Source organism: Glaciecola sp. 1036, assembly GCF_050306235.1.
In the GTDB taxonomy this organism is placed as follows: domain Bacteria; phylum Pseudomonadota; class Gammaproteobacteria; order Enterobacterales; family Alteromonadaceae; genus Glaciecola.
This window is the reverse complement of the sequence record NZ_JBLWFH010000003.1, coordinates 385,498-411,788: the sequence shown is the minus strand read 5'-3', so window position 1 is coordinate 411,788 and position 26,291 is coordinate 385,498. Positions and strand designations below refer to the sequence as shown.

Genomic DNA, 26,291 nt, shown 5'->3' with positions numbered 1-26,291 from the left:
TTACATAGCCTTTATGGTGTTGATGATTTCGCCGACTTCGGTCCCTTCGAAACTTTGATGAAATGGTTCGACCGCTTTAACAAAGGGTGTTTTGTCAGGGGTGATAACAGTAACCCCTTGTGATTTGACAAAGGCCAAGGATTCTTTTGTAGATGTCTGCCAGAGTTCACGTTGAAACACAATGGAATCATCCATTGCTTGTTGCACCCAGCGTTGTTGTTCGGCAGTAAGTTTGTTCCAGATGGGTAAGGAAAATAACATCACATCAGGGACACTGGTATGTTCATCTAAACTATAATAGCGAGCAATTTCATAATGGCGTGAAAGGTGATAACTCGGTGGATTATTTTCTGCTCCATCGACCACACCTTGTTGTAAAGCTGTGTATAGCTCACCCCAAGACACAGGAGTAGCGGCACCGCCTAATGCTCTCACAGTGGCAACCGCTGTGGGACTGTTCAGTACTCTAATTTTCTGGCCAACAAGATCTTCTGGGGTGTGAACAGGTGCTTTGGTGGTATAAAAACTTCGACTTCCTGCATCATAATAACCTAGGCCTTTTAAGCGGAACTCTTCCACACCAGATAAAAGTTGTTTACCAAGTTCGCTGTTGAGTACCTTCCAAAAGTGGCTGTTATCTCTAAAAATATAGGGAATACTAAACACTTTCATGGAGGGGGCAAAACCTTCGAGAGGGCTAGCAGATACCTTGGTCATAGCTAATGAGCCAATTTGCAACAGCTCAATCATCTCTCGTTCTGTTCCCAACTGGCTACCAGGATATATTTTTACCGTCATTGCACCATTTGAGTAATGCTCTAAGCGTTCACCTAAAAATACCATGGCTTTATGCACAGAGTGTTGGGTATCCAAGGTATGCCCTAATCGCAATACGCTGATACGATACTCATCTTCTTGCTTTGAGCAACTAAAAAGGCAAAGCACCAATGTTATGAGCAAGATATGTTGTTTCATTTTCTGCATAAATAATCTATTAACCTGTCACCAGAGTTTGTTGCAATATATTTGCAAAGTTTTGTTAACATTTAATAAAATAATTGCCACCGGTGGCATTTGTCAATATATTATTCAATAAATATATGTAGACAGCAAATAAAAGAGTTGAAAACCATGTTAAAAATCAGATGGATAGTGATATTACTCAGTGTGTTAATATTTTCTTGCAAAGATTTAGAAAAGACAAAATCTGTACACTTTGTTGTTAAAAACCCTGAACAAGGTGCAAAGATGTCGCAAAAGGTGACATTAGAAACAGATCCAAAATTTATTGGATGGAGTGTTGAAAACCATGTGTCGGAATGGGTCGAAAAGGAAGACGGTTCAATGGCGCTGGAAGTTATGGTAGCCCTAGAACCTGGAACTGAAACAAGTTTGACTTTAGTACCGGAAGAATCCAATACACCGGACTTAGCACACGCGGAATTGTCAGTGCGCACAAATGGAAAATGGGAAGAGCGAGAATACAAAGCACAAGGTTTCGATTTTACGCCTGTTACTACCTTTGAATCGCCTGAACAATTGACCGACCATTCTTACTATTTACGCTATGAAGGGCCCGGGTGGGAAAATGATCTTATTGGATATCGCTTATATTTAGACTGGCGCAATGCCATTGATGTCTTTGTAAAAACGGATTCTGAATTGGTGTTAGATCAAGTAGGTTTGGATGGATATGATAGTTATCATGAACTTGCAGATTGGGGGGGAGACGCGCTAAAGGTCGGTAAATCTTTGGGAGTAGGGGCCTTAGGCCGCGTGTCAGGCGATGCAATTATGCACTTTCAACATGTTGAAAATACCCGATGGGATTTAGATAAAAATACTAAATTGCAAGCGGGTTTTACCATCAACTATGCAGGTTGGAGATCAGCTGCAGAAGCTGATGACGAGGTGGATGTCAGTACAGAATATGAAATTGTAGCACGCGATCCTTCTTCTTCTATAAAAGTGTCGCTTTCAAGACCTATTGAAGGATTGGTGACAGGTTTAGTTAAACACAAAGGCACCGAAGATATTCGTTTAAACCTTGGAAATTGGAGTGTAATTGGTACTTGGGGTAAACAAAACTTGCTTGCACCAGATGCACAGTTAGGAATGGCATTGTTTTACCAAAACGACCAAGTCGAAAAGGTGTCCACCTCTTCTATTGAACATTTACTGCATTTTAAATCGCTAAAAGAGTTTGAATATCTTATTTTTGCCACTTGGCCTGGACATCCTAAAGGACCTCAAAACCAAACTGAATTTGAAGCGCAATTGAATGAAAAATTAAGAGCATTGGCGGCGCCTGCTTACGTTGTTTATCAATAATATGGCGCCTTTGCGCAGGTAAAATACCTGCGTAAAGGGGGATTATTTTAGTCCGTTATTTTCTGCAGTAAGCGTTAATAAACGCTTGGTGAGAAGGCATTGTTTGAACATTTTTTTCGATGGACATTTCAATGCCTTGTAGAAAGCGTTGTAGTTCAGTTACAGGCATTCCTCTCACACTCGCGTGGAAGTTTTTAGGCATGATGCCTTGACCTAACATTACTTGAGTCCAAGAATCGACTCTAAAGAGTTCGCCATCTTCTTGAAAAGCATGACCAAATTCTTCAAACAACTGCATACGATGTTTTAATGTTTCTGGTACTTGCATATCATGACAATATTGCCAAAAAGGCGTGTCTTGTCGAGCCGTTGCGTGGTAATGCAAAATAATAAAATCACGGATTTTGGTAATTTCATCTATGGTTTGACGATTATACTCATCTTCAATGGTCTGATTGACAACACCATTTGGAAACAGTTTAAGGAATCGAATAATACCCATCATAATAAGATGAATACTGGTTGATTCAAGTGGCTCAACAAAGCCGCTAGACAAGCCCAAGGCCAAGCAGTTTTTATTCCATGCTTTTAGCCGTCTTCCGGTCTTAAATTTAATGACTTTAGGTTGAGTAATGGGAGTGCCCGATACTTCGTTAAGCAAAAATGGTATTGCCTCTTCGTCGGGCATATATTGACTGCAATAAACTAAGCCATTGCCGACCCTATGTTGCAAAGGAATTTGCCACTGCCAGCCACTATCGTGGGCGATAGCTCTAGTAATAGGTCTTGGGGCTCCGACGCTTTCGGTTTGCACTGCCACCGCACTATCGCAAGGAAGCCAATGGGACCAATCTTGATAACCCGTTTTTAAGGTTTCTTCTATGAGTAAACCTCTAAATCCCGTGCAGTCGATAAAGAAATCGCCAGCAATTTCTTCTCCTGATTCAAGCACTATACTTTGGATAAAGCCAGATGTTGGGTCTTGTTTTACCTGTTTAATTTTGCCTTCTTTTCTGACAACGCCGCGACTTTCACTGTAATTTCTTAACAGCACAGCATATTGACTGGAATCTAAATGATAGGCGAATTGGACGTTTGCCTTTTCAGATGTGGCGAACTTGTCTTGTTTTGCCGCTTCTAGTTCAAAACAATACTTACCAAATTCTTTGGCAAATCCTTGTTCTTTACCATACAGCCAAAAATGATGAAAAGGCGCAACAAAACTTTCTCTGCCCGTCAGCCCAAATGAATGGATATAGGTATCACCTTTTTGTCCCCAATTTTCAAATTGAATGCCCAATTTGAAGGTTGCAGAGGTTGCTCGCATGAAGTCTTGTTCATTAATGCCCAATAGTTTATGAAAGACTCGCATTGGTGGAATTGTAGCTTCACCAACTCCTACAGTACCAATATCATCAGACTCCACCAGAATAAGATTCACCGTAGGTCCCATTTGCTTAGCAATTGCAGCTGCTGCTGTCCAACCGGCAGTTCCTCCGCCGGCGATTACAATGGTCTGAACCGTATTTTTCACTGCTAAACTCTCTTTATCTATTTAATTTGTTGATTAACATGGCGCGTAACTGACGAGATTTAAATTCGTCCATGGGCTCAAGAAATCCATGGGACTCTTCAGGTAAATGTTCAGTTGGTAGCGATTGATTATTGAATATGTAGTAATCAAATACATGCTTCCATGCGGCTTTTTCATGGGGAGGTTTATCACGCAGGCTCAACATTGCATGATAAAGTACATTCATAGCCGAGCCCATAAATCGCTCGGCTGCACTCCACCAATAATTGACCAGAATATTAAAATTCCCTAACCCTTCTACCTGATGCCACCACATACTTGGAATGAAGATAGCGTCTCCGGGCGCTAATTCCGCAACTAGTCCATGCTCTACCGCTTGTTTGAACTTCGGATGCTGTAGATAATCTGGGTTGTGTAAATCCACCATGCTAATAGCTTGGCCGCCGGGTGTTGGCGATAAGGGGCCAGGATACAAATTTTCGATTTGATCAGGCGGAAACAAAATAAAGCGACGCTCACCTTTTACCACGCAAGCAATATTATCCGAGGCGTCATAGTGGCATCTCGCAATGGATTTATTACCGATCCAAATACTTGGAATTGGCGGTTCTGAATTGGGATTCTTAGTGGCGAATGACATATCTAAGTCATTGTTTTTTCGTAACCCTGGAAAATTTAAATCAATAACGTTTGAAGCGATATAAATACTGGGTGGCGATTCATCTTGGATATGGCTAACAATTTGGTCTAAGACTTCATCTAATTGCGCTTTACGTTTTTCAAAGTTGAGTTCAGTAGCGTTTTCGTTGTAGCCGTATTTCCCCAGCAAGTCTGGACTGCCAAAGTAAGTGAGAGTAGGACGACCATTATAAAATGATTTCAAATGAGCCGCAGTTTTTGTATCTGACTCTTTACCTATGTGAACCAGATCCCAATCTTTTACTAAACCTCTTAAAATTAGAGGCTCAAGATTTGAATCTATGTCTTCAGGAATTTGACCCGGCTCGACAATCTCAATTTCTTTGACTTTTTTACTTATGGGTAACATGTTGCCCCGTGCTATTGCGCCAAGCGTAAGTTTTTTAAATTGATTAGTTTTCTCACATTGGTCATGGATGAAATAATTGCGAAAGCAAGTTGTAAATACCCAGCTTTATTTAGATCATATAAGCTCTGCGCAGGTAAAGATGATAATTTCTCTTCATGAATGGTAAAGTTACCTGAAAGTTGCCGCTTTTCACCGTTTGCCAATTCAAAATCGATGTTAACGGGTTCAATTAGGTCTAATTCAACAAATTTTGCCAACATATCGGCTTGCATGTTCATACCAGAATTAATTACCTGCAGACATTTAGATATATGTTCCAAATAAGGACTATTTCCACCGTGCGTTAAGAATACGGATTGTCCTTCATTTTCATTGACCTTTGGATGATCCATATCAATATGAATTACGGCTTTTTGCTCATCTGAGTCTTCTTGCGGTTGAAAGCCAATAAGAAATGGACCTCGACTTACTATGGCTGGTACATAATCAGCATTCCAGCCTGAAGGGTGAGACTCATCTAAAAACAAATTTTCATCTTTTTCCAAGCCCAAGAGAACAGCGCATTGATACTTTCCCGATCCTTGGTCTTGTCGAAGGAAGATAGGGTAATGTTTTTGCAATTCTATAAATTCAGTAGGAAACACTAAGACACTTGCTAGGTTGTCGCCATACTGACTTCCATAGTGAGAAATGACTTTGGTGTCTTTATGAGTAATATTATTTAATAACGCATGATTTGCCATGTATACAATATCCTTCGGCCACTAAATGCTGATTTTGCTTCCCGTTAATAAAAAGCAGTTTACAATAATGCCCATTTGAAACAAGCTTACTAGTTATTGATTAGAATTGAAAAAGCCGCTTTTATCAGCGGCTTTTTGATAGCCAATGCACTGGCAACTTAAGTTACCAGTGCTGAGTTCTTATACTTAGAACTTGTATCGAGCACCAAGGTTGTAACGAGCACCAAGTTCAGTTAAATACCATAACTGTCTTTCGTTACGCGCATGTTCACGAATATTTTCTTCGGTTATGTTTAAACCTTCGAAGAATACTGTCAGATTTTCACTAATATCATAACTAACATTAATATCGATCTGTGTGTAAGCTTCTACATAACGAGGGTTATTCGAACTACCCTTGTTAACTTCTGCCAAATACTCGTCACGCCAGTTTAATGCGATACGCGCTTGTAATGCGTCTTTTTCATAAAGTGCAACCAAGTTAGCCGTATCACTTAAACCCACAAGTGCGAACTGAGATTCATTCGGATCAGCTTCGTTATTAAAGCCTACATCGCCACGTACAATGGTGTAGTTCGCCTGAACACCAAAACCAGTTTCGCCGAAGAAATGCTGTACCGCAAACTCTGCACCGTAAATCTTGGCCGCGCGGTTGTTGTCCGGCGTGCTGGTTCTAAACACCGTCAGCGGATCTGAATCATTTGCTCTTAAGTCCCAGCCTGCAGTTTCTGCTAATTGCTGAATTTGCTCAGGTGTACCTGTGTAGTCGTCAGCTCCGTTCGGGAAGGCACCTGGCTGACTCAACAATACTGCCATTGCGTACAAGGAAGTATCGTCAACAGCAAAGCCACGATCTTGCAAGGCTTGAGCCGCGGCTTGAGCTCGAGGACCACCAGTAACATCGCGAATACCAAGTAAGGTTTGGTCAACTTGGCGAGATCCTAAGAAGTTAACCACATCTTTTTGGAACAATCCGACAGATGCATAGCTAGTGGGGTCGTAATACCACTCTAAAGATAAGTCAACGTTGGAAGACTCTAATGGCAGCAAACCAGGGTTCGACGCGTTAGCTGTAGGTTGTGCACCTAGCAAGGTTGAACCACCACCGCCAGCAAAGTTACTTGCAGAAACACCTAGGCTACCTAAGCCAGCTCTAGCAATAGTTTTACTGTAAGAGAAACGACCAATTAAATCATCAGTAATTTCAAGTTTTACGTCTAAGCTTGGCAGTAAGAAATCATATTTGTTTTCTGCACTGGCAGGAGAAGGCGGAACACTTCCATCGACATAAGCTATGATATCGTTGTTATCTTCCCACTGGAAGTAGGTTGAACCCACCAAAGATGTCGATGTAACTTCCGTTTCTTCGTAACGAATACCAGTAAGTACGCTAAAGAACATATCACCAATTTCACCATCTAAAGCAACTTGAGCATACGCTGCTAGCGTGTCTTCTTGGATGGTATCGTCAAATGAAAGTGCGGTTTCTGTGCCAGAAGGAATACCAGGATATAAACTCTCAGCTGCAGTATAAAGTTCTCTTGCATCTGCAATGAAGCCATATCCGCCAGCTCTTACCCCGTAATCATCAAATTCGCCAGGCAGATCGAATGGCTGAATCAAATCACCAAATTCGCCAGGATTAGCAACACCCCAGTTACCTAGTGCGATGTTGTTACCGGCAGTTTGGAAAGAACGCGATTCCATTTCACGCGCTTCGATACCAAAATCAAAGCGGCCGTTATCCAACATATATTCAGCGTCTAATTTAAATTGTGTAATGGTAGATTTTTGTGATGCGTTTCTGATACGCGCGATTGACGAGCCGACATCGCCTGCGTCAACTTGTCCGTTATTGTTGGCACCGCGGATACTGTCATCATAACTGTTCAAGTAAGTGGGTAATTCACCATCCCAGAACCATTCGCGATCAGTAACTGTTGGCGCACCAAGACCCACTGCGATTTCACCTGAACCTCTAGGACCTGTGCCTCGGCTGTGCATTTCTGAGTCGTGAGCATCAAAAATGATGGTAAAGTCGTCACTGACTGCATATTCAAAATTAACACCAATGGAATCTAACGTGTTAGTTTGTTCGCGCCATTGTTGCTCATAACCTTCATCAATACCGCCAGCATATACTTCTGATACGTAAATTGGTGTTTTTACAACTGAGTTATCAAATTCAACTGTATCAGTATTGGTACCTGTCTGAAGCCAGTTGGTAATTTCACCACGTTGCTCAACAATTTCGTTTTCAGCAAAGGTATAATCGATAGAACCTGTGAAATTATCAGTAGGTGCAAATTGAAGATTTAACTGAAGATTATCTCTTGTACGTTGAGTATTAGAAAACGCATAACGGATATCATTCGGACGTGCATATAACTGACCTTGTTCAGGTGCATTTACATAGTTAGCATCTGCGTTGTTCCACAATCTATCAGGATCTGCAATGTCATCCCAATAATCTATGTTCCAGTTGTTTACGGTTGCGCCAGTGTAGCCAGAATCTCGTTGTTGGTGGATAGCCGCAACACTAACACCCCAAGTCGCATCATCGTTTGCATAACTTACAATGGCCGACACTTCTGGCGTAATATCATCACCAGTACGATTCGTGGTATCGTTTACAGCTTTAACCCCAGCAGTGGCAACAAAGCCTTCTTGATCTAAAGGCTTGGCGGTTATGATGTTGATGGTTGCACCAATACCACCAGTGGCTATGTTAGCTTTACCGGTTTTGTAAACTTCTACAGCACGAATGGCTTCAGAAGCTAAGTTTGCAAAATCAAATGAACGGGTGTTACCGCCGCGAGTCGTACCATCAGCGCCAGAGCCTGCGCCATAAGTGATAGCGGCTGGCATGGTTCTGCCATTTAAGGTAATCATGTTGTTACCGCCAGCAAAACCACGAACAGTAACCTCAGAACCTTCACCATTAGTTCGGCTTATCGATACACCGGTAATACGCTGCAATGATTCTGCTAAGTTTGTATCAGGAAATTTACCTATATCTTCAGCAGAAATTGCGTCAACAACACCTGCGGATGAACGTTTAATCGAGGCTGCTTCTTGTAAACTACCTCGAATACCGGTTACCTGAATGACTTCAGTTTCGCCATCTGCGCTACTATCTTCTTGAGCTAATAGCGGTGTCGACATCGAAACACCTAATATTAATGATAAACTTGTTGCCAGTTGTGTCTTGGCAAACTTTCTTCTAGCCATGTGCTTTCTCCAGATCCCACAATGATGAATGTGCTATATCGTTTAACTTGTCGTTTTTCCTTTACCATTTTCATGCACTAAACGTGTTGAAAAGTAGCTATGAAAGCGCTTTCATTAAACTCTCATTTATTCAAAAAAAGCGCGGTCGCTAGCTTACAAAAAAAAATAGCGACAATCAAACATTTCATTTTTTTTAAATATTACGTTTACTAATAATTTACATGCATTAAAACTTCGTTGCGAAAAGTCTCTACTACATCATGTAATTAGCTGTAACGTAATACCCTAAAGTATAGGTTTTTCAAGCTATTCGGTCAAACGTGAGGCGTTATGTAATTTGTTTATACGTTAACTAAATTTTAACAAATTAAGATTCGAATGGGTGGTAAAACTTCGAGTGGTTATAATAAAAATACAAATATTTTACAAATTGTTATAAGCAACTCTTGGATTTTTGCCCACAGTTACTGCAATTCTTCTCCTGCTATAAACAATGTTTTGAACAAAAAAACAAAATAGCTTGAAAACAATATTCACCAACCGAGGGTTTTAAATCTTTTATCTAAACAATGCCATTAATGCTGATAGTTAGCTTTGGTTTGCATATAGGTCTACTGGTGTTTTACTGGATTCGCCTGGGATCTCTCTGACAAGCTTTGGTACTAAAAAGCCTGGTAACTTAGTTAACAGTTCTTGCGCTAAGGTTACTGCTTTCTCATGAGAAACATCGAAATGACCTGCACCTTTTACTTTATCTAATAAGTGTAAATAATACGGAATAATCCCTGCCGAAAAACTTGCCTCGTGCAAATTAACCTGTGAATCCAAGGTGTCGTTTATACCTTTTAATAATACGGCTTGATTCAATACAGTTACTTTAGAGGCATTTAATTTAGCGACTTTTTCTGCCAAAAGAGGACTAATTTCATTTCCATGATTAATGTGCAACACCATTACTTTCTGCAGCCGACTTTGCGTTAACCATGCTAAAAATTCTGCATTAATTCTTTGCGGTAATACAACAGGTAACCGAGTATGGATTCTTAACCTTTTAATGTGCGGGATCTGTTCAATTTGTTGGCACATCCAAGACAAATGACTGTCCTTAGCCATAAGTGGATCGCCACCGGATAAGATGACTTCATTTATATTTTTGTCTTGTTGAATAGATGAAAAAACAGAAATCCAATCGCCTTTGCTCATGGCGTTTTGCTGATATGGAAAGTGGCGTCGAAAACAATATCGGCAATTGATTGCACAGCCGCCTTTGACAATCAGAAGCACTCTTGATTGATATTTGTGCAATATTCCAGGGGAAGTTGTTTTTTGTTCTTGCAACGGGTCTGGTAAAAATCCTTCGAAATCTAAATATTCATTCGAATGAGGCATCACCTGTTGCAGTAAGGGATCGTGCCAATTACCACTTTCCATCAGACTAGCAAAATAGCGGGGCACTCGCATAGGAAATAGTTGCCGCGCATCAAAGTGCGACCTGTATTTATTAGGATCTAAGCCTAAATATTCAAGTAAAGTGTCGGGTCTGGTAAACGAATTTGCGAGTTCTTTTTGCCAGTCGCTCTCTACTTCGATGAAATTTTTCTGTATTATCTGCATTTGTATAGTTTACCCGCTAATTAATCAGAGGACTACATGGCGAATTACAGCACAAATGAATTTAAAGCCGGTCTTAAAGTCATGCTTGACGGTGAGCCTTGTGCAATTTTAGAAAATGAATACGTAAAACCAGGAAAAGGGCAAGCGTTCAACCGCGTAAAAATACGCAAACTTATTTCCGGTAAGGTCTTAGAAAAAACGTTTCGTTCAGGTGAAAGTGTTGAAGGTGCTGATGTAATGGACACCGATTTAGCCTATTTGTACAACGATGGTGAATTCTGGCATTTTATGAATAATGAGACGTTTGAGCAAATCGCAGCAGATGAAAAAGCGGTTGGTGATAATGTTAAGTGGTTGGTTGAAAATGATGTGTGTACACTGACCTTATGGAATGGTAGCCCAATAGCTGTTTCACCGCCTAATTTTGTTGAAATTGAAATTGTTGAAACCGATCCTGGATTAAAAGGCGATACAGCAGGCACAGGTGGAAAACCAGCAACCTTAGCCACAGGTGCAGTTGTGCGCGTTCCTTTATTTGTGCAAACTGGCGAAGTGATCAAAGTCGATACTCGTAGTGGTGAATACGTTTCTCGCGTTCAAAAGTAAAGGTTAATATGGGGTGGTACCCATCATCTGATATTGAAATGCTGCACACTCGTGCAGCTTTTCTTTCTAATATTCGTGAATTTTTCAAACAGCGAGAAGTGCTGGAAGTCGATGTGCCTGCATTATCAAGAGGCACGGTGACAGATGTTTTCCTTGAAGCCTTAGAAACCCAGCATCAGTTACCCGGCAGCCAAGAAAGTACGTTATTGTATCTACAAACGTCACCTGAGTTTTATATGAAACGGCTGCTGGCAGCGGGTAGTGGTGATATTTTTTATTTAGGCAAGAGTTACAGAAACGATGAAGTAGGGCGGCATCATAGCCCTGAATTTACTATGCTTGAATGGTATCGTTGTGGTTTCTCAATGCAACAACTTATTGATGAGATAAGTGCATTGGTAAATGTACTATTAGGCATATCATCAGAACAAATTACCTATCAACAGGTATTCCAAAATCTATTAGGATTTAATCCTCTTTCAGTAAGTCTTGAAGATATGTTAATAATGGCTGAACGATATGACTTGCTAGAATACGCTGAGTTATTAAAGACAGAAAGTTCAGACTCCCAGTATTTTATTGATAGTTTGTTACAGGTATTATTTAACCGTCATATAGAGCCTAAAATTGGTCAGGACAAGCCTGTTATTGTGACCCATTTCCCTGCATCTCAAGCTTCCCTAGCAAAGTTATCTGGGGATAAGCATACAGCGCTTAGATTTGAAATGTACTTTAAACAGTTGGAACTGGCCAATGGCTTTGAAGAGTTAACGGATTCCAAAGAGCAGGCTATTCGATTTAAGCAAGATAACAAACAAAGAAAAAAACTAAACAAACAGATTAAACCTATTGACCATGCATTTTTATCAGCCCTTGAAAGTGGCTTGCCAGAATGCTCTGGCGTGGCGATAGGTGTTGATCGATTGTTGATGTTAAAAACTGGCAAACCACATATTCGACAAGTACTTCCGTTCTCCTTGTATGACTGATTATTCTCACTTCCTCAATGCAACTAAAGACAAAGTTCTTATAGCAGGATATGGCTCATTATTGAGTCAACAGAGTAGAGAAATTTACTCAAAGGTATACACAAGTGTACTCCCTGTGACTATTAAAGATTGGTCTAGAGCATGGATTACTAGAGGTTTTCATGAACAGCAAACATACGTAGGCGCAACTAAGACTAAAGGGCGACAATTAAACGCTCATCTGGTACCCATGCAATTTTCATCAGAATTTTCATTGCGGGAACGAGATTATAAATTCACAAAAATAACAGTAGATGAGATCACATTTCCAACAATAGAAAGTGAAATCCCCAATTCGTTACAAGATTATTTTTCGACCGCTGACATTTATATTTGTGAATCGTTAGAAGTTTACCCCTCTACAACAGATTACCCTGTTTACTTATCTTATGTACTAACTTGTCTAGCTGGCTGCTACCAAGTAGGAGGGCTTCAAGAAGTACGCTTCTTTATGCAACATACAAAGGGCTGGGACTCTGCTGTTATTGTTAATGATTTATTGGCACCCAAATATCCCCGCGGTGCAATTTTGCAGGACGAAATTGAGACATTATTACTGACAGAATTAAATAACCATCTTGGACTTCAGTGGTAAATTAATTTTAAAAAGACTAAGGAGCAGCAAAACTTGGTTGTTTTGCTGCAAAGACGATTAGATTATTCCCTTATTTTTGCGGCGTACGCAATACCATTAAACGCAGTTCGGTCATATCTTCAATGGCATAACGAATACCTTCGCGGCCAAGCCCTGAATCCTTAACACCGCCATAAGGCATGTTGTCGACTCGCCAACTGGGCACATCACCAATAACGACACCGCCAACTTCTAATACATCCCATGCTTTATGGGCTTTGTAGATGTCCCGAGTGAAAATACCGGCTTGCAGTCCAAATTGGGAATCATTAACACGCGCTAGCGCTTCATCGAAATCTGAAAATTGACTGAGCACAGACACAGGACCAAAGGCTTCTTCTGATACTATCTTACATTCGCGAGGGACATTTTCTAACACCGTGGCTTGCAACATTGCGCCGTCTCGTTCACCACCGCAAAGCACACTGGCACCTTTATCTTTGGCTTCATTGATCCAATTTTCCAAGCGCTCAGCTTCTGATGGCGCAATCATAGGCCCGACGAAAGTCTCTTCGCTGTGAGGATTACCATGCACTAAAGCTGAAACTTTTTTCACATAGCGGGCTTTAAAATCATCGTACAATGAAGTGTGCACTAAAATTCGCTGAACGCCGATACAACTTTGTCCTGACTGATAATAAGCGCCAAAAATAATGCGCTCAATTGCGTCTTCTAAATCGGTGTCATGATCCACAACCACAGCGGCGTTTCCGCCTAATTCTAACACCACAGGTTTCTTCCCGGCCTTTGCTTTAAGTGCCCAACCGACATCAGGAGAGCCAGTGAAACTCAACAGCTTAAGACGCTCATCTGTAGTGAATAAGTCTGCTCCGTCTCTACTACAAGGTAAGATTGAAAATGCACCCTTTGGCAAGTCAGTTTCAGCTAAAATTTCACCAATTATCAAAGCACCTATGGGAGTGCGACTAGCAGGTTTTAAAATGAAGGTACAGCCTGCTGCAATAGCTGGTGCTACTTTATGCGCAGTTAAGTTTAACGGAAAGTTAAACGGTGAAATAAAGGAGCAAGGGCCTATAGGCACTCGTTTATACATGCCAGTATAGCCTTTCGCTCGTTCGGTAATTTCCAGATTGGTCACTTCACCATTAATACGCACCGCTTCTTCAGCCGCAATTTTGAAAGTATCAATCAGGCGCGTAACCTCACCTCTGGCATCTTTAATCGGTTTTCCCGCTTCGATACACAAAGCATCAGCCAATTCATCAGCGCGTTCTTTAAACCGCTTTATACAATGTTCTAAAATTTGCTGGCGCTTATAAGGCGGCATCTTGGTCATTTCTGGTTGCGCAGCTTCTGCCGCAGCAATTGCCTTATCGATGACGCTGGCATCTGCCATCGCTACTTTGGTAGCGGTTTCTTGAGTATATTTGTCAACAACACTAAGGTCAGTATTTGCATAAATCGGTTCATTCGCCAAATAATAGGGATATTTATCTGCTAGCATTCTATGTCCTTAAAGTTTTTCACTTAATTCTTTGATTGTTTTGTTCAGCGTTTGGTCATTCAGACTGTAATCAACTGCAACATCAATAAGATGGACAGCATGATCTGATAAACACTCCTTGATTCTATTGCCTAATTCGGCGACAGAATTGACTCTCCAGCCTTTGCCACCGTAACTTTCAACGTATTTCACAAAATCTGGGTTACCATAATCTAAACCGAAGTTTCCAAATCCCATATTGGCTTGTTTCCATTTAATCATGCCATAAGCATCGTCGCGTAAAATAATTACCACTATATGTAAATTCAGTCGTACCGCGGTTTCTAATTCCTGACTGTTCATCATAAAGCCGCCGTCACCACACACCGATAATACAGCTTTGTCAGGGTAAACTAATTTTGCGGCCATGGCTGATGGTAAGCCTGCTCCCATGGTGGCTAGCGCATTATCAAGAAGTAACGTATTGGGGAAGTTTGCTGCGTAGTTTCTGGCAAACCAGATTTTATACACGCCATTATCAAGGGTTACAATTCCATCGTTGGGCATTGATTCGCGAACTTCTTTGACTAATCGCTCAGGTAATATAGGGAATCTGTCGTCTTTTTCTGCCTGAGTTCTATGCTCACAATAGGCATCATGCACATCTTTATAAAAGTCTAGTTTCCAATGTGGCTGGGATTGAATCGCTTCTTTAACTTGCCAAATACTATTAGCAATGTCGCCGACCACTTCTAACTGCGGAAAATAAACTGGGTCGACTGCCGCAGAATCAAAATTAATATGAATAACTTTTTGACCATTGCTTTCCATGAAGAAAGGTGGTTTTTCCACAACATCGTGTCCAACGTTTATAATCAAATCAGCTCTTTTGATTGCGCGGTGCACGAAGTCTCCGCTGGATAAGGCGGTGTTGCCGACAAACAAGGGATCGGTTTCATCAATTACGCCTTTACCCATTTGAGTAGTGATAAAAGGAATGCCAGTTTTATCCACGAATTCACGTAGCATTTTTGCTGTCAGTTTACGGTTGGCACCTGCGCCAATTAACAGTAAAGGCGACTTTGCTTTTTCAATCATTTCAACCGCTTTATTGATCGCCTTGTACTCAGCAATCGGGCGCCTTACCACACTTGGGGGGATCAAGGATGCCTTGGTTTCCTCGTCAGCGATATCTTCAGGAAGTTCAATATGCACAGCGCCTGGGCGCTCTTCACTGGCAATTCTAAAAGCCTCTCTAACAACCGATGGAATGCGATCGCCGCTGACAACCTGAGTTGTGTATTTGGTAATTGGTCGCATCATATCGACAACGTCGATAACTTGAAAACGCCCTTGTTTACTGGTCTTTATAGGTTTTTGGCCAGTTATCATTAATATTGGCATCGCTCCCAATTGCGCGTAAGCGGCACTGGTTACTAAGTTAGTTGCCCCTGGTCCTAGCGTGGAGATGCACACGCCAACCTTACCGGTCAATCTGCCATAAGTAGCGGCCATAAAGCCGGCGCCTTGTTCGTGTCTAGTTAATATTAACTTTATGCTGGATTCACGTAGTGACTCTAGTAAATCCAGATTTTCTTCACCTGGTATGCCGAAAATAAACTCTACGCCTTCAGCTTCAAGTGCCTTCACCATTAAATCAGATGCTTTCATGGAACTCCTTATGCAAAATGCCAGTAACATACTTACTCTATGGTCACTACTTTAGACCAATGTTGTTCATATTGAACTGATAAAGGGCTTAAATAGTTCGTTTTTTTTTAACTATAAAGCAGTAGATTATGCAATTTGAACAAGGACTTTTGTCAAATTGAAAAGGGTGATGGGCTGTCATAAACTAGCGGTAAATGCTTTTACAGCCCTTGATAGGTGTGTAAATCAAGCTTCAGGTAAGATGGTAACTTTTTTTAGTATGATAGGTTCTACAGGCACGTCGCTAAACATTGAAACCATATTGAGCTCGGTTTCTACTACAGCCATTTTATCAATCAGTTCGGTGCCTTCTACAACATAGCCGAAAACCGTATAGCCCCAATCTTTGCCTGGATCTAAGTTATCATTGTCTTGAGCGTTGAAAAAGAATTGTCGAACAGCTGAGTGGGGATCTGATTGGCGTGCCATTGCAATGCTGTATTGTTCATTTTTAAGGCCATTGCCTGACTCATTAAAAATAGGCGCAAACTGCATTTTCAATTCAAATTCAGGGGAATAACCGCCGCCTTGAATAATATAGTCATAGACAATGCGATGGAAAATGGTGTTATCGTATTGCCCAATTTTTACATAGCGTAAAAAGTTATTCACCGTGATGGGCGCACGTCGTCGATTAAGTTCTACGGTAATATTTCCCAAGGTTGTTTCAAATTGAACTCTTGGATAATAATTATTGGGCTGTACACTTTCACCTAAGTCCTTTTTATCTGCGTAGGCTGACGATGTGAAAATCGCGCTGACTAAAAAACAGAGGGCGATAAATTTACCCATTAATTTCTCCTTGTTGCACTTAAAATTGTAAATTTTTTATTGCTGGTTATGACTTTAGCGCCGCCAAATAGTTTACGTAATTTACTCATATAATCTAGATGCCGATTGGCAACAATTCTTAATTCTCCACCTATTTTCAGAAATTTATATGCATCGCTGAACATGCTCCAAGCGATTTCATCTGTAATGGTATTTTGTTGGTGAAAGGGCGGATTACAGAGTACTAGGTCGATATTTCCTTTATCAGAAGAGGGTAAACTACTTAAACAATGACTAACAACGAAATTAGCTTGTCTATTTTTGCATGCTTTCTCAAACGTTAGTTTTGCAGAAGCCACTGCCATAAAAGATTCATCCACAAAGGTCAGCTCACATTCAGGATTAAGTAAACTAAATGCTGTCCCTAGCACTCCATTTCCACAACCTAGATCTATGACTTTAGCGGAGGTGTTCTGGTGGTTTTTAGGAAAATGCTTTAGCAGAAAACGAGCCCCAATATCTAATTGGTCGCGACAAAACACATTTGCATGATTGTAAAGTTCGAAACAAATATCTGGGTCATTCACCACGGTCGGATAAGGCGATTCTTTATGGGTTAAAAGTGCGGGTTGAGCAAAAATCAATCTGGATTTTTTGACTGCTAGAGATGTATTGGTCTTACCAATATGGCGCTCAAAAAGTTTCAACACAGAGTTTGTCACCATTTTGGTTTTCGCCGCACCTATGATCTGGGTACTTTCCGTCAGCAAGGGTGATAAACTGATTAATATCTGTTCTAACAGAGCTAGCGTCCTAGGGATTTTAATTACCACAAGCTTTGGCTTATTTTTGCAGTACGACTCAAAGTTTAAGACATCACAAAAAGCAATCTCTTGTTGAATGTTATTTTGAGCAAGATTTTTTTTTGTACCGCAATGGCTCATGAAAGAATCAGACACAAAAGTTGGCTGAAATTCAGCGAAATAGCAGGTGAGAGCGCCAAAATCATCATTAAAAATCAACATATTTTGGAGGTCATTCTGATCAATTTCATTGTTGATATGATCAATTAATAATTCATCTGCAGAATCCCAAGCTTGCAAAGAATTATCTCTAGTGACAGGAAATCGAGATAGCACTAATTGTTTTCCAGCTATCTCAACGCTTGTTTTACTCAAAACACTTACTCATTAATGATAAACTACCCCGATTGTACCATCTATTTTAAAATATGAATGCCAAAGATAAGCAGGCTCTAAATTCATCTATGCAGACAAGCTTTGTTTTTGATCAAGATACAAAATTTGAGCGGCTAAAGCTCAATGATGCGGATTTAATTTATTCTCGAAAGTGGCTGCCCTATGATGCTGCCTGGGAGTATTTTGAAACTCTGCATAAGGAGTTACCTTGGTCTCGGGATAACATTGTGCTCTTTGGCAAAACCCGTAAAATTCCCAGACTTCAATCTTGGCATGGTGAGCATAATGCCAGTTATATGTATTCGGGAATTAAAATGCTTCCAAAGCCATGGACACCCGCTTTACTGGCGCTAAAAGCCAAATGTGAACAGGTCTGTAATACAGAATTTAACTCTGTACTGGCCAATTTATACAGAGACGGTATGGATAGCATGGGTTTTCATTCAGATGATGAAAAAGAGCTGGGGAAATATCCTATAATTGCTTCGGTAAGTTTGGGGCAATCGCGAAATTTAGATTTTGTTCATAAAATCAATCAACAAAAACACAGAGTGGAATTACACCATGGTAGTCTATTAATTATGCGAGGAAGCACTCAAGAGTATTGGAACCATGGCATTAATAAGACAAAACAGGTAGCATCCCCTAGGATAAATTTAACCTTTAGACAGATCATACTGTAGGACACAGATGCAGATTCAAAACCAAATTACAGACAAAATTCAACAAGCACTATCTCCGAGCTTTTTATCTGTTGAAAATGAAAGCCATATGCATAATGTGCCAGCGAATTCAGAAACCCACTTTAAAGTCACCGTGGTTACGGATGATTTTAATGGTAAACGCCTGATTCAACGTCACCGACTTATAAACGAATTAGTTGCTCAAGAGTTGGCCGGCCCCGTGCATGCGTTGGCACTGCATACCTATACTTGTGAAGAGTGGGACAAAAAACAACAACAAAGCCCGCAATCTCCAAATTGCCTTGGTGGTGGCAAAAAATAGCATTAGCGTATATTTTTTAGGCGCTCATGGATTTTGATTTATAACCTGTTATACAGCATCGAATTTTAAGGTAATTGATGAAAATTTTGCACGACTTAACTGCTGATCCGACTATGTTCAAAGGGGTGCTTACCATTACAGCCGTAATTGTAGCTGCTTTGATCAAAGCCATTTTAACTCGTGCGATTGTGAAGCACTCAAAACATAATCGGTTAGATTACAGATCTAAAGTGAACACAATGCGCAATGTCGTGAACGTTAGTATGGTAATTTTACTACTAGTGTTCTGGTCAGGAGAAATTCAATCATTTGCACTATCTATTGCGGCCTTCATGGTAGCCATAGTGTTTGCGACCAAGGAATATTTACAATGTTTCATCGGCTATTTTTATTACCTGAGTGCACGGCCATTTAGAATAGGTGATTGGGTTCAAATGACCGATGGGGTAGGCGAGGTGATCGCTGCTGACTGGACAAAAATAACCCTTTTAGAAGTAGATCAAAATAACTATAGCTACACCGGCAAACATATTTTCATCCCTAACAATCAAATTTTGTTGAAGCCGGTGCGCAATCTAAATTTCTTGCGCCGTTATACCTTAAGTAGTTTTACTATTACATGTGAACCAACGGTAGATGTATTTCCTATTATCGATGAGTTGCGCAAAGACGCTGAGGAGTTCTTTAAAGACTTTGTAGACGTGGCGCAACGTTACAAAGGGGTGATTGAAAAACGACTAGATGTAGAGTTTATTCCGGTCCAACCCAATTTCACTATTGAAACGAATCAATTCGCCAAAATTTGCATCAGTGTGGATATTTTCTGTCCGGTTGAACAAAGCATCGAATTGAAACAGAAAATCATTCAACAATTCTTTAAGCGCTGGCATGAAACCGTGGGAGCGACGCCGTCTATTGAAAGGCGCAGAACGGTTCAAGTGCAATCCGATAGTTAACTCCCCTTAAGTCACATCAAAATATCAAAGGGTTGAACCAAGTTCAGCTCGATATCGTCTTTGGTTGTGTGTTTGTGCAAATATTACGAACCCCTTTGTAGTTTCTTCATAACAAACTGTCCTAAAAAATATTAAATTCAGTAAAAACATAAGGTTAAGTCTGGCTTGAATTTCGCTTACTGTCCATAAATCAGTGTGATCATAGAATTTTGGAGATGGTGTCAGTGGAACTTAAGTCACTCAATAATTTTTGGCAGATAATTTTTGAGAAAATGGATAAGTGGACAGAGACCCTAATCAAACATCTCCCTAATTTAGTCGTTGCAATCGTGATTGCGATCATATTTGCCATAATTTCGCGGATCGCCGGCAAAATAATGCTGAACCTGCTTCTACGGGTGTTTGATTCAAGGCAAATAGCGGGACTTTTAGCGGCAATTTTTAAAGTCATTATCTTTGTTACAGGTATTTTTATCGCCTTAGAATTTTTGGGCTTAACGGGAACTGTGACGTCGTTATTAGCGGGTGCAGGCATAGTAGGTCTAGCCATCGGTTTTGCATTTCAGGATATGACAGAAAATTTGATTGCGGGCATCGCCATGGGAATAAGAAAACCTTTTGAAATTGGCGATGTAATTGAAGCCGAAAAGGTGTTTGGGACCGTTAAAGCGATTAATCTGCGTAACACCTTGGTTGAAACCTTTTACGGTCAGTTAGAAATTATTCCTAACAAAATTCTGTTTCGAAATATAGTGACCAATTATTCGATTAATGGTGAAAGAAGAATTGAAGTGCCGGTGGGTATTTCCTATGCCGACGATGTGGACAAGGCAAGAGATGTGATTGTTTCAGCGCTGAAAGAAAAGGATTTTGTTATTAAACATGATGATTTAAACGTGTTTGCTGAGGGCTTCGGAGATAGCAGTGTTAATTTGCTGGTATGGCTATGGATTAAGTATCCGGGTGAAGTTGGTTTTATGGAAGCAAGGCACCAAGCGGTTGCCACAGTGCATAGAACCTTGGCAGAGAACGACATTTTAATTCCGTTTCCTATACGCACTTTGGATTTTGGTGCAAAAGGAGGCGAAAAGTTAAATTCCATGTTGCCACAGAAATTAAGGGATTCAGAAGACAAAAGCGACGCTGATTCTGTTTCTGAGGATAATAGTAAGAGTGAAAATCAAAACGAAGAGTAATAGGAGATAACCATGAAAAATAAGCTATTGATGACGGCAGTAACTGTGTTATTTGTGACATCTGCAAATGCTCAGGTTGATACCACCACCTCTGATAAAAAATTATTGGAAGGTAAAGACAAACAGGAAATGTACGAGGTGGCTAAACCCTCTTCACGTTTGTACATGCGCGTTGAAGGTATGGATGTTCCTGTGCGTATTAAATTTGAGGAGCAGGGAGTCCTACTGCTTACAGAAGCGAAATTTATTGAAGACAAAGAGTTACTTATTGCGGCATTTAACGAAGCGACGGGTAACACCAACAAAGTCAGAGTTGTGATTACTTCATAACGTACGCGCAAATGTCAAACTGGCCTCGAAAAAAGAGGCCAGCAATTCAACTATGTATCATTTACCGCTGCGATGTCGTTAGCATTATAAGATTGTTCAAATTCCCGCCGAACATACACAAATACAAATGGGCGAAAATAAATAAATTGTAAATAAAACGTTACATACTTTCGTCTATTTATTTTGTTGACTAATACTATTTCATCCATTTCAAAAATATTTATCGACTTTTCTTTGAGTCATCAGAATTGGCCCTTCATCACGTAGATTCTGTCTTGCAGGCGAATTTTCGTACAAATATTGACACCTTTAATTAGATTAGAATCGTACGATTTGTTTCAATTGTTATAGTGATGAAACAATTTATTCACACCAAGTGCTTGTAAACTATCGAAATATAGTAACACTGCGATCCACATTGGCATTGACCAATAAAAAAAGGGGTGTATATTATTAGTATGAAGTCTGATAACACATTACTAAATGTAATAATAAAAAGTGGCGTTACACACTTATAGCGCCGAATTAAAACGACTAGGGAGAACCCACATATGTACACTAATACTAAGCTGTCGAAGTCAATTCGTCTGGCTTTGGCATTGAGTGCTGCGTCTGCTACAGCATTTTCAGGTAGCGCGTTTGCTCAATCCGATGAGTCAGATGAAGAGTTAGTGGAAAAAATTTCCATTACTGGTAGCCGAATCAGCGCTGTTGATTTAGCTTCCTCATCGCCTGTGATGACAATTGACGAGCAAGCTATTGAATTCTTGCAAGAGCCAGAATTTGAGAAAATCTTGAGAATAATGCCTGGTATTATTCCTGCGGATGGTGGCAACGTTAACAACGGTACCGCTGGTGCTGCTACTATCGATTTACGAGGTTTAGGTCCGCAAAGAAACTTGCTTTTAATCAACGGTAAACGTTTAGTACCTTTCGACGTTAGTGGTCGCGTTGACTCTTCAATGATCCCTTCTGCGCTTATTGAACGTGTCGATATCGTAACCGGTGGTGCTTCAGCGGTATACGGTTCTGACGCTATCGCTGGTGCGGTTAACGTTATCTTAAAAGATGACTTTGAAGGTGTTTCTATTGACCTAAACCATTCTGAAACAATGGAAGGCGACGGTGATAAAGATAGCATATCTTTCACTGCGGGTAGCAATTTTGACGGTGGCCGCGGTAATGCGGTAATGTCTTTTGGTTATTTTGATCGTAAGCCTGTTTTATTAGGTGACCGTTCATTGGGTCTTTTAGGTATCGCGACGGCGAGCGGTGCTGGTTATGAGCAGTTCTTAAACGGTGAAGATCCAATTGAAGCACCTGTTAATTGTCAAGGTCCAAATGTAGTTGATTTTGAACTTGGAAGTGGTTCAACTACTGCAATTCCTACCCGTTTTGAAATCTTGGGTGGTGGTGCAAATGGTTCTGGTCAGTTCCGTGAAGACGGTACAATAGGGCCAGAATGTAGCCGTTTCAACTTCAACCCATTTAACTACTATCAAACACCAAGTGAGAAGTATACTGCGTCTGCAATGTTAAGTTATGACATTAATGATGATACTGAAGTTTTCTCATCTTTCTTATTCACCAATACTACTGTACGCCAGCAAGTAGCGCCTTCAGGTACCTTTGGTGCGTCATTTGACCTACCATTAGCTAACCCATTAATCGGTGCTCAAGCCCTCACTTGGATTTTAGACCGAGCAAATGCTGCGGTAACCAGTGGTCTTTTAGAGACAACTGAAAACGGTGGTCAGTGGCAAGATATCAATGGCAACGGTGTGGTTGACACAGAAGATTACTTAGGTGTTCGTTTACGTCGTCGTACTCTAGAGCTTGGTCCTCGTAGTACTAACTATGATGCAGACTTATGGCAATTAAACTTAGGTGTTCGTGGTGTTTTCTTAGACGATTACACTTATGAATTAAGCTATCAGTATGGTGAGTCTAACCGTTTATCAGTTTCAGCCGGTTATACGAACCTAACCAACGTACAAAATGCGTTAGACACAGTTGACGGCGTTAACTGTCGTAACGGTGATTCTTCTTGTGTACCTATTAACCTATTTGGTGGTTTCGGCACTATTACAGAAGAAATGGCTGCCTATTCAAGTGCAACGGCTTTCTTACAAGACACTTATGAGCAAGAAATTATCAGTGGTTTCATCTCTGGTGAAGTTGATGGTTTCATGCTGCCAACGGCTGACTCTCCGTTAGCATTCAGTGTTGGTTATGAGCACAGAAAAGAAACAGCAGCAGCAAATCCTGATGAATGTTGGAAACAAGCGCCTGCAAGTTGTCTAGGTGGTGCTGGTGGTAACATTCTACCAATCGAAGGTGGATATAGCGTTGAAGAGTTCTTCTTCGAAGGTATTTTACCAATCGTTTCTGATGCACCTATGGCCGATAGTCTTAACTTAGAATTCGGTTTCCGTACTTCTGATTACTCAAGCTTTGGTCGTGCTAATTCTTGGAAACTAGGTTTTAACTGGTCACCAGTTGACGAACTACTTGTTCGTGTAATGAGCCAGAAAGCAAACCGAGCGCCTAACGTTGGTGAGTTAAGTTCTCCAATTACGCGTGGTCTTGGTGATGCGACAATTGACCCTTGTTCTGTAGCTAACGCCGGTAACATCAATGCTGAACTAGAAGCACTATGTATCTCTACAGGAATGTCAGCTGCGCTAGTAGGTAACGTACCTGATATTATTTCTGGTCAGATAAATACATTCTCTGGAAGTGATCCTTTGAACACTCCTGACCCAGAAGAAGCTGATACTTTAACTGTTGGTTTCGTATACTCACCAGAAGTTGATTTTGCTGATGCATTATCAATTACTGTTGACTACTATGACATTGATATTGAAAATGTAATCGGTGAATTCTCTTCACAAGAAGTGTTAGACGGTTGTTATGTATTAGGTGATGCTAATGAGTGTGCTAAGATTCGTCGTCAAGGCGGTGACTTAACAGGTGATTTAGCAGGTGTTGAAACCTTTACATCTAACTTAGATTACATGAAAGCATCTGGTATTGAAGCAACATACCGTGCAGCCTTTACTTTAGGTGATGCTGGTGCATTAACACTAGACGGTAGTTTAAACAAATACCTATCTCAAGAATCTCAAAGCTCTTCTACTACTCCAGTACTAGAGTGTAAAGGTTACTATAGCCCAAGCTGTGACCCAATTGCGGCATTACGCTTCAATCAACGTGTAAGCTGGGATTATGAAGACTTTACAGTGTCTTTATTATGGAGATACTACGATTCAATGGAAGTTCATCCTACGATCAGAGACAATACCTTTGAAGCATTCAGAGAAATCGATTCTTATAGCTATTTTGATTTGTATGCTAGCTATGCAATCACTGATTACGCTAAGCTTACTTTAGGTATTGACAACTTGTTTGATAAAGAGCCTCCAGTAGTAGGTGGTGAAGCGGGTGATACTAGCTCAAACGGCGGTAACACTTTCCCAAGTAACTATGACGTACTAGGAACTCTTTGGAAACTAGGTGTTAAATTTAACTTCTAATTAGAAGCCTAAATTTACATAATATTCAATAGTTAAAACCAGTAGCCTAAGCTACTGGTTTTTTTATTGCTTGAACTTTTAGTCATCTGTTGCTGTTAGTCCAAAGCCAGCTTAGAAGGTATTGGGTGTCCGCCTTTGTCACTGTCCCAAGTCACCGATATTACACACCATCGATTACCATCATTCACGAGTTGAAATGAATTTATACCAGTAGAATAAACAGGCTGCCCTGGCGCTTCTCGAGACTCGTAAAGGCTTATTATGGTTGCCATATGGCCAACCTCAATGATCATGCTATCTACCTCACTTTCGTAAAATCCAATGTCATTAAATAAGCTTTCGTTTAAGGCGATAAAAGACGCAACTGACATCTGTTCTATTACAGGTTTATCTTGTTCATGAAAAACAGGGGTTATAGTGCCGTTGTTTGCAAACAGGCTCTTAAATAAGTCCCAGTTTCGGGCTTCGCCTGGTGCGCCAGACACTATGGAATATAAAGTAGGCGCAATGTCTTCAAGGGCTATATTATCCTGAGAATGAATCCCACAAAAAGGCGCTGGTTCTTCTGCGGCGGCCAAAAAACTAACATTTGTCATTAATAATACTAAGATTGCATAGCCGATAGATTTAACCTTCGGCGGAATCCTCGTTTGTGTGGCTAAGATAAATTTGAGTTGATGCATTATTACTTCCTGATTGTAGAAATTTGATGCGAGTAAGTGTATAGAAAGGTACGAGGATAAAATGTGCCAAGCGTCTTAACAAATAAACCGATCGTTCAAATTAATCGGCATTTTGCAAAAACATGAGAGGCAAGCACAGGACAATCCCAGAAACGGGCTGTCCTGTAGCGACTATAAAATCGTTAAGAAGGTGTTGAATCAAGTGTTTGGGATTTTGAATTAAAAAATTTATACGCGAAAAAGCCCGCCATAGCCGAAGTTGTTGTTACCACTGTTCCCCAGACCCAATCTGAAATCGTGATATTCAGTGGCCAATTTTCTAACATTGCGTAATTGGTGAGGTTATAAGCACCATAACTTGCGGCGCCTAAGAGTATCGAATGCGTTAGAGCACGAGAAAAGCTTGGTTTGTTGCTACAAAATATACAAAGCTTAAGGATGACAAATACGTACAAAAGGTAAAAGGTTACCCATGGCCAAATAGGCACATCTTCACGCATTAAAAAACCAATAGCATCCACATAGTCTTGTCGAGCAACAATGCCTAACCATATGGCATCCATTAACAAATAAACGATCAGAGTGATCCCATAGACTTTTAGTACGTTGGACAATTGCATAATAAGTTTCTCCTTTTGATTTTAACTTGTTACGCAACTACTGGATAAAAAATTCACTTATTTTAAGTGTAG

The 26,291-nt window shown here is 40.5% G+C and carries 22 protein-coding genes; 10 read left to right on the top strand and 12 right to left on the bottom strand.

Going from position 1 to position 26,291, the window contains the following annotated elements; all coding sequences use genetic code 11:
* On the bottom strand, positions 1-984 hold the full coding sequence (locus ACNKW3_RS06805; RefSeq protein ID WP_427398529.1) for a TRAP transporter substrate-binding protein: 984 nt from the start codon (positions 982-984) through the stop codon (positions 1-3).
* 147 nt (positions 985-1,131) lie between these two features.
* Here ACNKW3_RS06805 and ACNKW3_RS06800 point away from each other — a divergent pair, with 147 nt between their 5' ends.
* On the top strand, positions 1,132-2,331 hold the full coding sequence (locus ACNKW3_RS06800) for a DUF4861 family protein (protein ID WP_427398528.1): 1,200 nt from the start codon (positions 1,132-1,134) through the stop codon (positions 2,329-2,331).
* Between the two features lie 55 nt (positions 2,332-2,386).
* Here the strand turns inward: ACNKW3_RS06800 and ACNKW3_RS06795 are convergent, their stop codons facing one another.
* The 5 genes from ACNKW3_RS06795 to epmB form a co-directional block, all read right to left on the bottom strand.
* Complete coding sequence (locus ACNKW3_RS06795; RefSeq protein ID WP_427398527.1) at positions 2,387-3,865, bottom strand: tryptophan halogenase family protein; 1,479 nt, start codon at positions 3,863-3,865, stop codon at positions 2,387-2,389.
* Positions 3,866-3,878: 13 nt separating this feature from the next.
* Positions 3,879-4,913: a cupin-like domain-containing protein gene (locus tag ACNKW3_RS06790; protein ID WP_427398526.1), complete on the bottom strand. Its 1,035-nt coding sequence runs from the start codon at positions 4,911-4,913 to the stop codon at positions 3,879-3,881.
* Positions 4,914-4,924: 11 nt separating this feature from the next.
* Positions 4,925-5,656: a SapC family protein gene (locus ACNKW3_RS06785; RefSeq protein ID WP_427398525.1), complete on the bottom strand. Its 732-nt coding sequence runs from the start codon at positions 5,654-5,656 to the stop codon at positions 4,925-4,927.
* A 186-nt stretch (positions 5,657-5,842) separates the two neighbouring features.
* Positions 5,843-8,887, bottom strand: a complete 3,045-nt coding sequence (locus ACNKW3_RS06780) for a TonB-dependent receptor (RefSeq protein ID WP_427398524.1) — start codon at positions 8,885-8,887, stop codon at positions 5,843-5,845.
* Between the two features lie 588 nt (positions 8,888-9,475).
* Entirely contained in the window at positions 9,476-10,501 is a 1,026-nt protein-coding gene (gene epmB / locus ACNKW3_RS06775) for an EF-P beta-lysylation protein EpmB (RefSeq protein ID WP_427398523.1), read from the bottom strand.
* 36 nt (positions 10,502-10,537) lie between these two features.
* Between epmB and efp the strand changes: the two genes are divergently transcribed.
* The 3 genes from efp to ACNKW3_RS06760 all read left to right on the top strand — a co-directional run bounded on the left by efp (position 10,538) and on the right by ACNKW3_RS06760 (position 12,730).
* Entirely contained in the window at positions 10,538-11,107 is a 570-nt protein-coding gene (efp, locus tag ACNKW3_RS06770; RefSeq protein WP_427398522.1) for an elongation factor P, read from the top strand.
* 8 nt (positions 11,108-11,115) lie between these two features.
* Entirely contained in the window at positions 11,116-12,096 is a 981-nt protein-coding gene (gene epmA / locus ACNKW3_RS06765) for an elongation factor P--(R)-beta-lysine ligase (RefSeq protein WP_427398521.1), read from the top strand.
* A gap of 115 nt (positions 12,097-12,211) precedes the next feature.
* Positions 12,212-12,730 carry a hypothetical protein gene (locus tag ACNKW3_RS06760; protein ID WP_427398520.1) on the top strand — a complete coding sequence of 173 codons (519 nt, stop codon included), beginning with the start codon at positions 12,212-12,214 and terminating at the stop codon, positions 12,728-12,730.
* A 70-nt stretch (positions 12,731-12,800) separates the two neighbouring features.
* Here ACNKW3_RS06760 and ACNKW3_RS06755 read toward each other — a convergent pair whose 3' ends face one another.
* The 4 genes from ACNKW3_RS06755 to ACNKW3_RS06740 all read right to left on the bottom strand — a co-directional run bounded on the left by ACNKW3_RS06755 (position 12,801) and on the right by ACNKW3_RS06740 (position 17,872).
* Positions 12,801-14,234 (bottom strand): aldehyde dehydrogenase family protein, encoded by a 1,434-nt coding sequence (locus tag ACNKW3_RS06755; protein WP_427398519.1) that lies wholly within the window; start codon positions 14,232-14,234, stop codon positions 12,801-12,803.
* Positions 14,235-14,243: 9 nt separating this feature from the next.
* Positions 14,244-15,884, bottom strand: a complete 1,641-nt coding sequence (locus ACNKW3_RS06750) for an acetolactate synthase large subunit (protein WP_427398518.1) — start codon at positions 15,882-15,884, stop codon at positions 14,244-14,246.
* Positions 15,885-16,109: 225 nt separating this feature from the next.
* Positions 16,110-16,715: a peptidylprolyl isomerase gene (locus tag ACNKW3_RS06745; protein WP_427398517.1), complete on the bottom strand. Its 606-nt coding sequence runs from the start codon at positions 16,713-16,715 to the stop codon at positions 16,110-16,112.
* Entirely contained in the window at positions 16,715-17,872 is a 1,158-nt protein-coding gene (locus ACNKW3_RS06740; protein WP_427398516.1) for a methyltransferase, read from the bottom strand. Before ACNKW3_RS06740 ends, ACNKW3_RS06745 begins: the two co-directional genes overlap by 1 nt.
* Positions 17,873-17,961: 89 nt before the next feature.
* Between ACNKW3_RS06740 and ACNKW3_RS06735 the strand changes: the two genes are divergently transcribed.
* From ACNKW3_RS06735 to ACNKW3_RS06710, 6 genes are all read left to right on the top strand, one after another.
* Positions 17,962-18,576 carry an alpha-ketoglutarate-dependent dioxygenase AlkB family protein gene (locus ACNKW3_RS06735; RefSeq protein ID WP_427398515.1) on the top strand — a complete coding sequence of 205 codons (615 nt, stop codon included), beginning with the start codon at positions 17,962-17,964 and terminating at the stop codon, positions 18,574-18,576.
* Between the two features lie 7 nt (positions 18,577-18,583).
* Positions 18,584-18,898 carry a BolA family protein gene (locus ACNKW3_RS06730; protein WP_427398514.1) on the top strand — a complete coding sequence of 105 codons (315 nt, stop codon included), beginning with the start codon at positions 18,584-18,586 and terminating at the stop codon, positions 18,896-18,898.
* A gap of 77 nt (positions 18,899-18,975) precedes the next feature.
* Complete coding sequence (locus ACNKW3_RS06725) at positions 18,976-19,854, top strand: mechanosensitive ion channel family protein (protein ID WP_427398513.1); 879 nt, start codon at positions 18,976-18,978, stop codon at positions 19,852-19,854.
* Between the two features lie 224 nt (positions 19,855-20,078).
* On the top strand, positions 20,079-21,050 hold the full coding sequence (locus ACNKW3_RS06720) for a mechanosensitive ion channel family protein (RefSeq protein WP_427398512.1): 972 nt from the start codon (positions 20,079-20,081) through the stop codon (positions 21,048-21,050).
* Between the two features lie 12 nt (positions 21,051-21,062).
* Positions 21,063-21,380: a hypothetical protein gene (locus tag ACNKW3_RS06715; RefSeq protein ID WP_427398511.1), complete on the top strand. Its 318-nt coding sequence runs from the start codon at positions 21,063-21,065 to the stop codon at positions 21,378-21,380.
* A 551-nt stretch (positions 21,381-21,931) separates the two neighbouring features.
* Positions 21,932-24,916, top strand: a complete 2,985-nt coding sequence (locus tag ACNKW3_RS06710; RefSeq protein WP_427398510.1) for a TonB-dependent receptor domain-containing protein — start codon at positions 21,932-21,934, stop codon at positions 24,914-24,916.
* A 95-nt stretch (positions 24,917-25,011) separates the two neighbouring features.
* Here ACNKW3_RS06710 and ACNKW3_RS06705 read toward each other — a convergent pair whose 3' ends face one another.
* Entirely contained in the window at positions 25,012-25,599 is a 588-nt protein-coding gene (locus ACNKW3_RS06705) for a hypothetical protein (RefSeq protein WP_427398509.1), read from the bottom strand.
* A 182-nt stretch (positions 25,600-25,781) separates the two neighbouring features.
* Positions 25,782-26,219 (bottom strand): DUF2177 family protein, encoded by a 438-nt coding sequence (locus ACNKW3_RS06700; RefSeq protein ID WP_427398508.1) that lies wholly within the window; start codon positions 26,217-26,219, stop codon positions 25,782-25,784.
* Between the last annotated feature and the right edge of the window lie 72 nt (positions 26,220-26,291).

What these genes read in the sequence shown, in the direction of transcription:
- ACNKW3_RS06805 (WP_427398529.1), bottom strand. Translation starts at nt 984, where the DNA reads ATGCAGAAAATGAAACAACATATCTTGCTCATAACATTGGTGCTTTGC.
- ACNKW3_RS06800 (WP_427398528.1), top strand. Translation starts at nt 1,132, where the DNA reads ATGTTAAAAATCAGATGGATAGTGATATTACTCAGTGTGTTAATATTT.
- ACNKW3_RS06790 (WP_427398526.1), bottom strand. Translation starts at nt 4,913, where the DNA reads ATGTTACCCATAAGTAAAAAAGTCAAAGAAATTGAGATTGTCGAGCCG.
- ACNKW3_RS06785 (WP_427398525.1), bottom strand. Translation starts at nt 5,656, where the DNA reads ATGGCAAATCATGCGTTATTAAATAATATTACTCATAAAGACACCAAA.
- ACNKW3_RS06780 (WP_427398524.1), bottom strand. Translation starts at nt 8,887, where the DNA reads ATGGCTAGAAGAAAGTTTGCCAAGACACAACTGGCAACAAGTTTATCA.
- epmB (WP_427398523.1), bottom strand. Translation starts at nt 10,501, where the DNA reads ATGCAGATAATACAGAAAAATTTCATCGAAGTAGAGAGCGACTGGCAA.
- efp (WP_427398522.1), top strand. Translation starts at nt 10,538, where the DNA reads ATGGCGAATTACAGCACAAATGAATTTAAAGCCGGTCTTAAAGTCATG.
- epmA (WP_427398521.1), top strand. Translation starts at nt 11,116, where the DNA reads ATGGGGTGGTACCCATCATCTGATATTGAAATGCTGCACACTCGTGCA.
- ACNKW3_RS06755 (WP_427398519.1), bottom strand. Translation starts at nt 14,234, where the DNA reads ATGCTAGCAGATAAATATCCCTATTATTTGGCGAATGAACCGATTTAT.
- ACNKW3_RS06750 (WP_427398518.1), bottom strand. Translation starts at nt 15,884, where the DNA reads ATGAAAGCATCTGATTTAATGGTGAAGGCACTTGAAGCTGAAGGCGTA.
- ACNKW3_RS06745 (WP_427398517.1), bottom strand. Translation starts at nt 16,715, where the DNA reads ATGGGTAAATTTATCGCCCTCTGTTTTTTAGTCAGCGCGATTTTCACA.
- ACNKW3_RS06735 (WP_427398515.1), top strand. Translation starts at nt 17,962, where the DNA reads ATGCAGACAAGCTTTGTTTTTGATCAAGATACAAAATTTGAGCGGCTA.
- ACNKW3_RS06730 (WP_427398514.1), top strand. Translation starts at nt 18,584, where the DNA reads ATGCAGATTCAAAACCAAATTACAGACAAAATTCAACAAGCACTATCT.
- ACNKW3_RS06725 (WP_427398513.1), top strand. Translation starts at nt 18,976, where the DNA reads ATGAAAATTTTGCACGACTTAACTGCTGATCCGACTATGTTCAAAGGG.
- ACNKW3_RS06715 (WP_427398511.1), top strand. Translation starts at nt 21,063, where the DNA reads ATGAAAAATAAGCTATTGATGACGGCAGTAACTGTGTTATTTGTGACA.
- ACNKW3_RS06710 (WP_427398510.1), top strand. Translation starts at nt 21,932, where the DNA reads ATGTACACTAATACTAAGCTGTCGAAGTCAATTCGTCTGGCTTTGGCA.
- ACNKW3_RS06705 (WP_427398509.1), bottom strand. Translation starts at nt 25,599, where the DNA reads ATGCATCAACTCAAATTTATCTTAGCCACACAAACGAGGATTCCGCCG.
- ACNKW3_RS06700 (WP_427398508.1), bottom strand. Translation starts at nt 26,219, where the DNA reads ATGCAATTGTCCAACGTACTAAAAGTCTATGGGATCACTCTGATCGTT.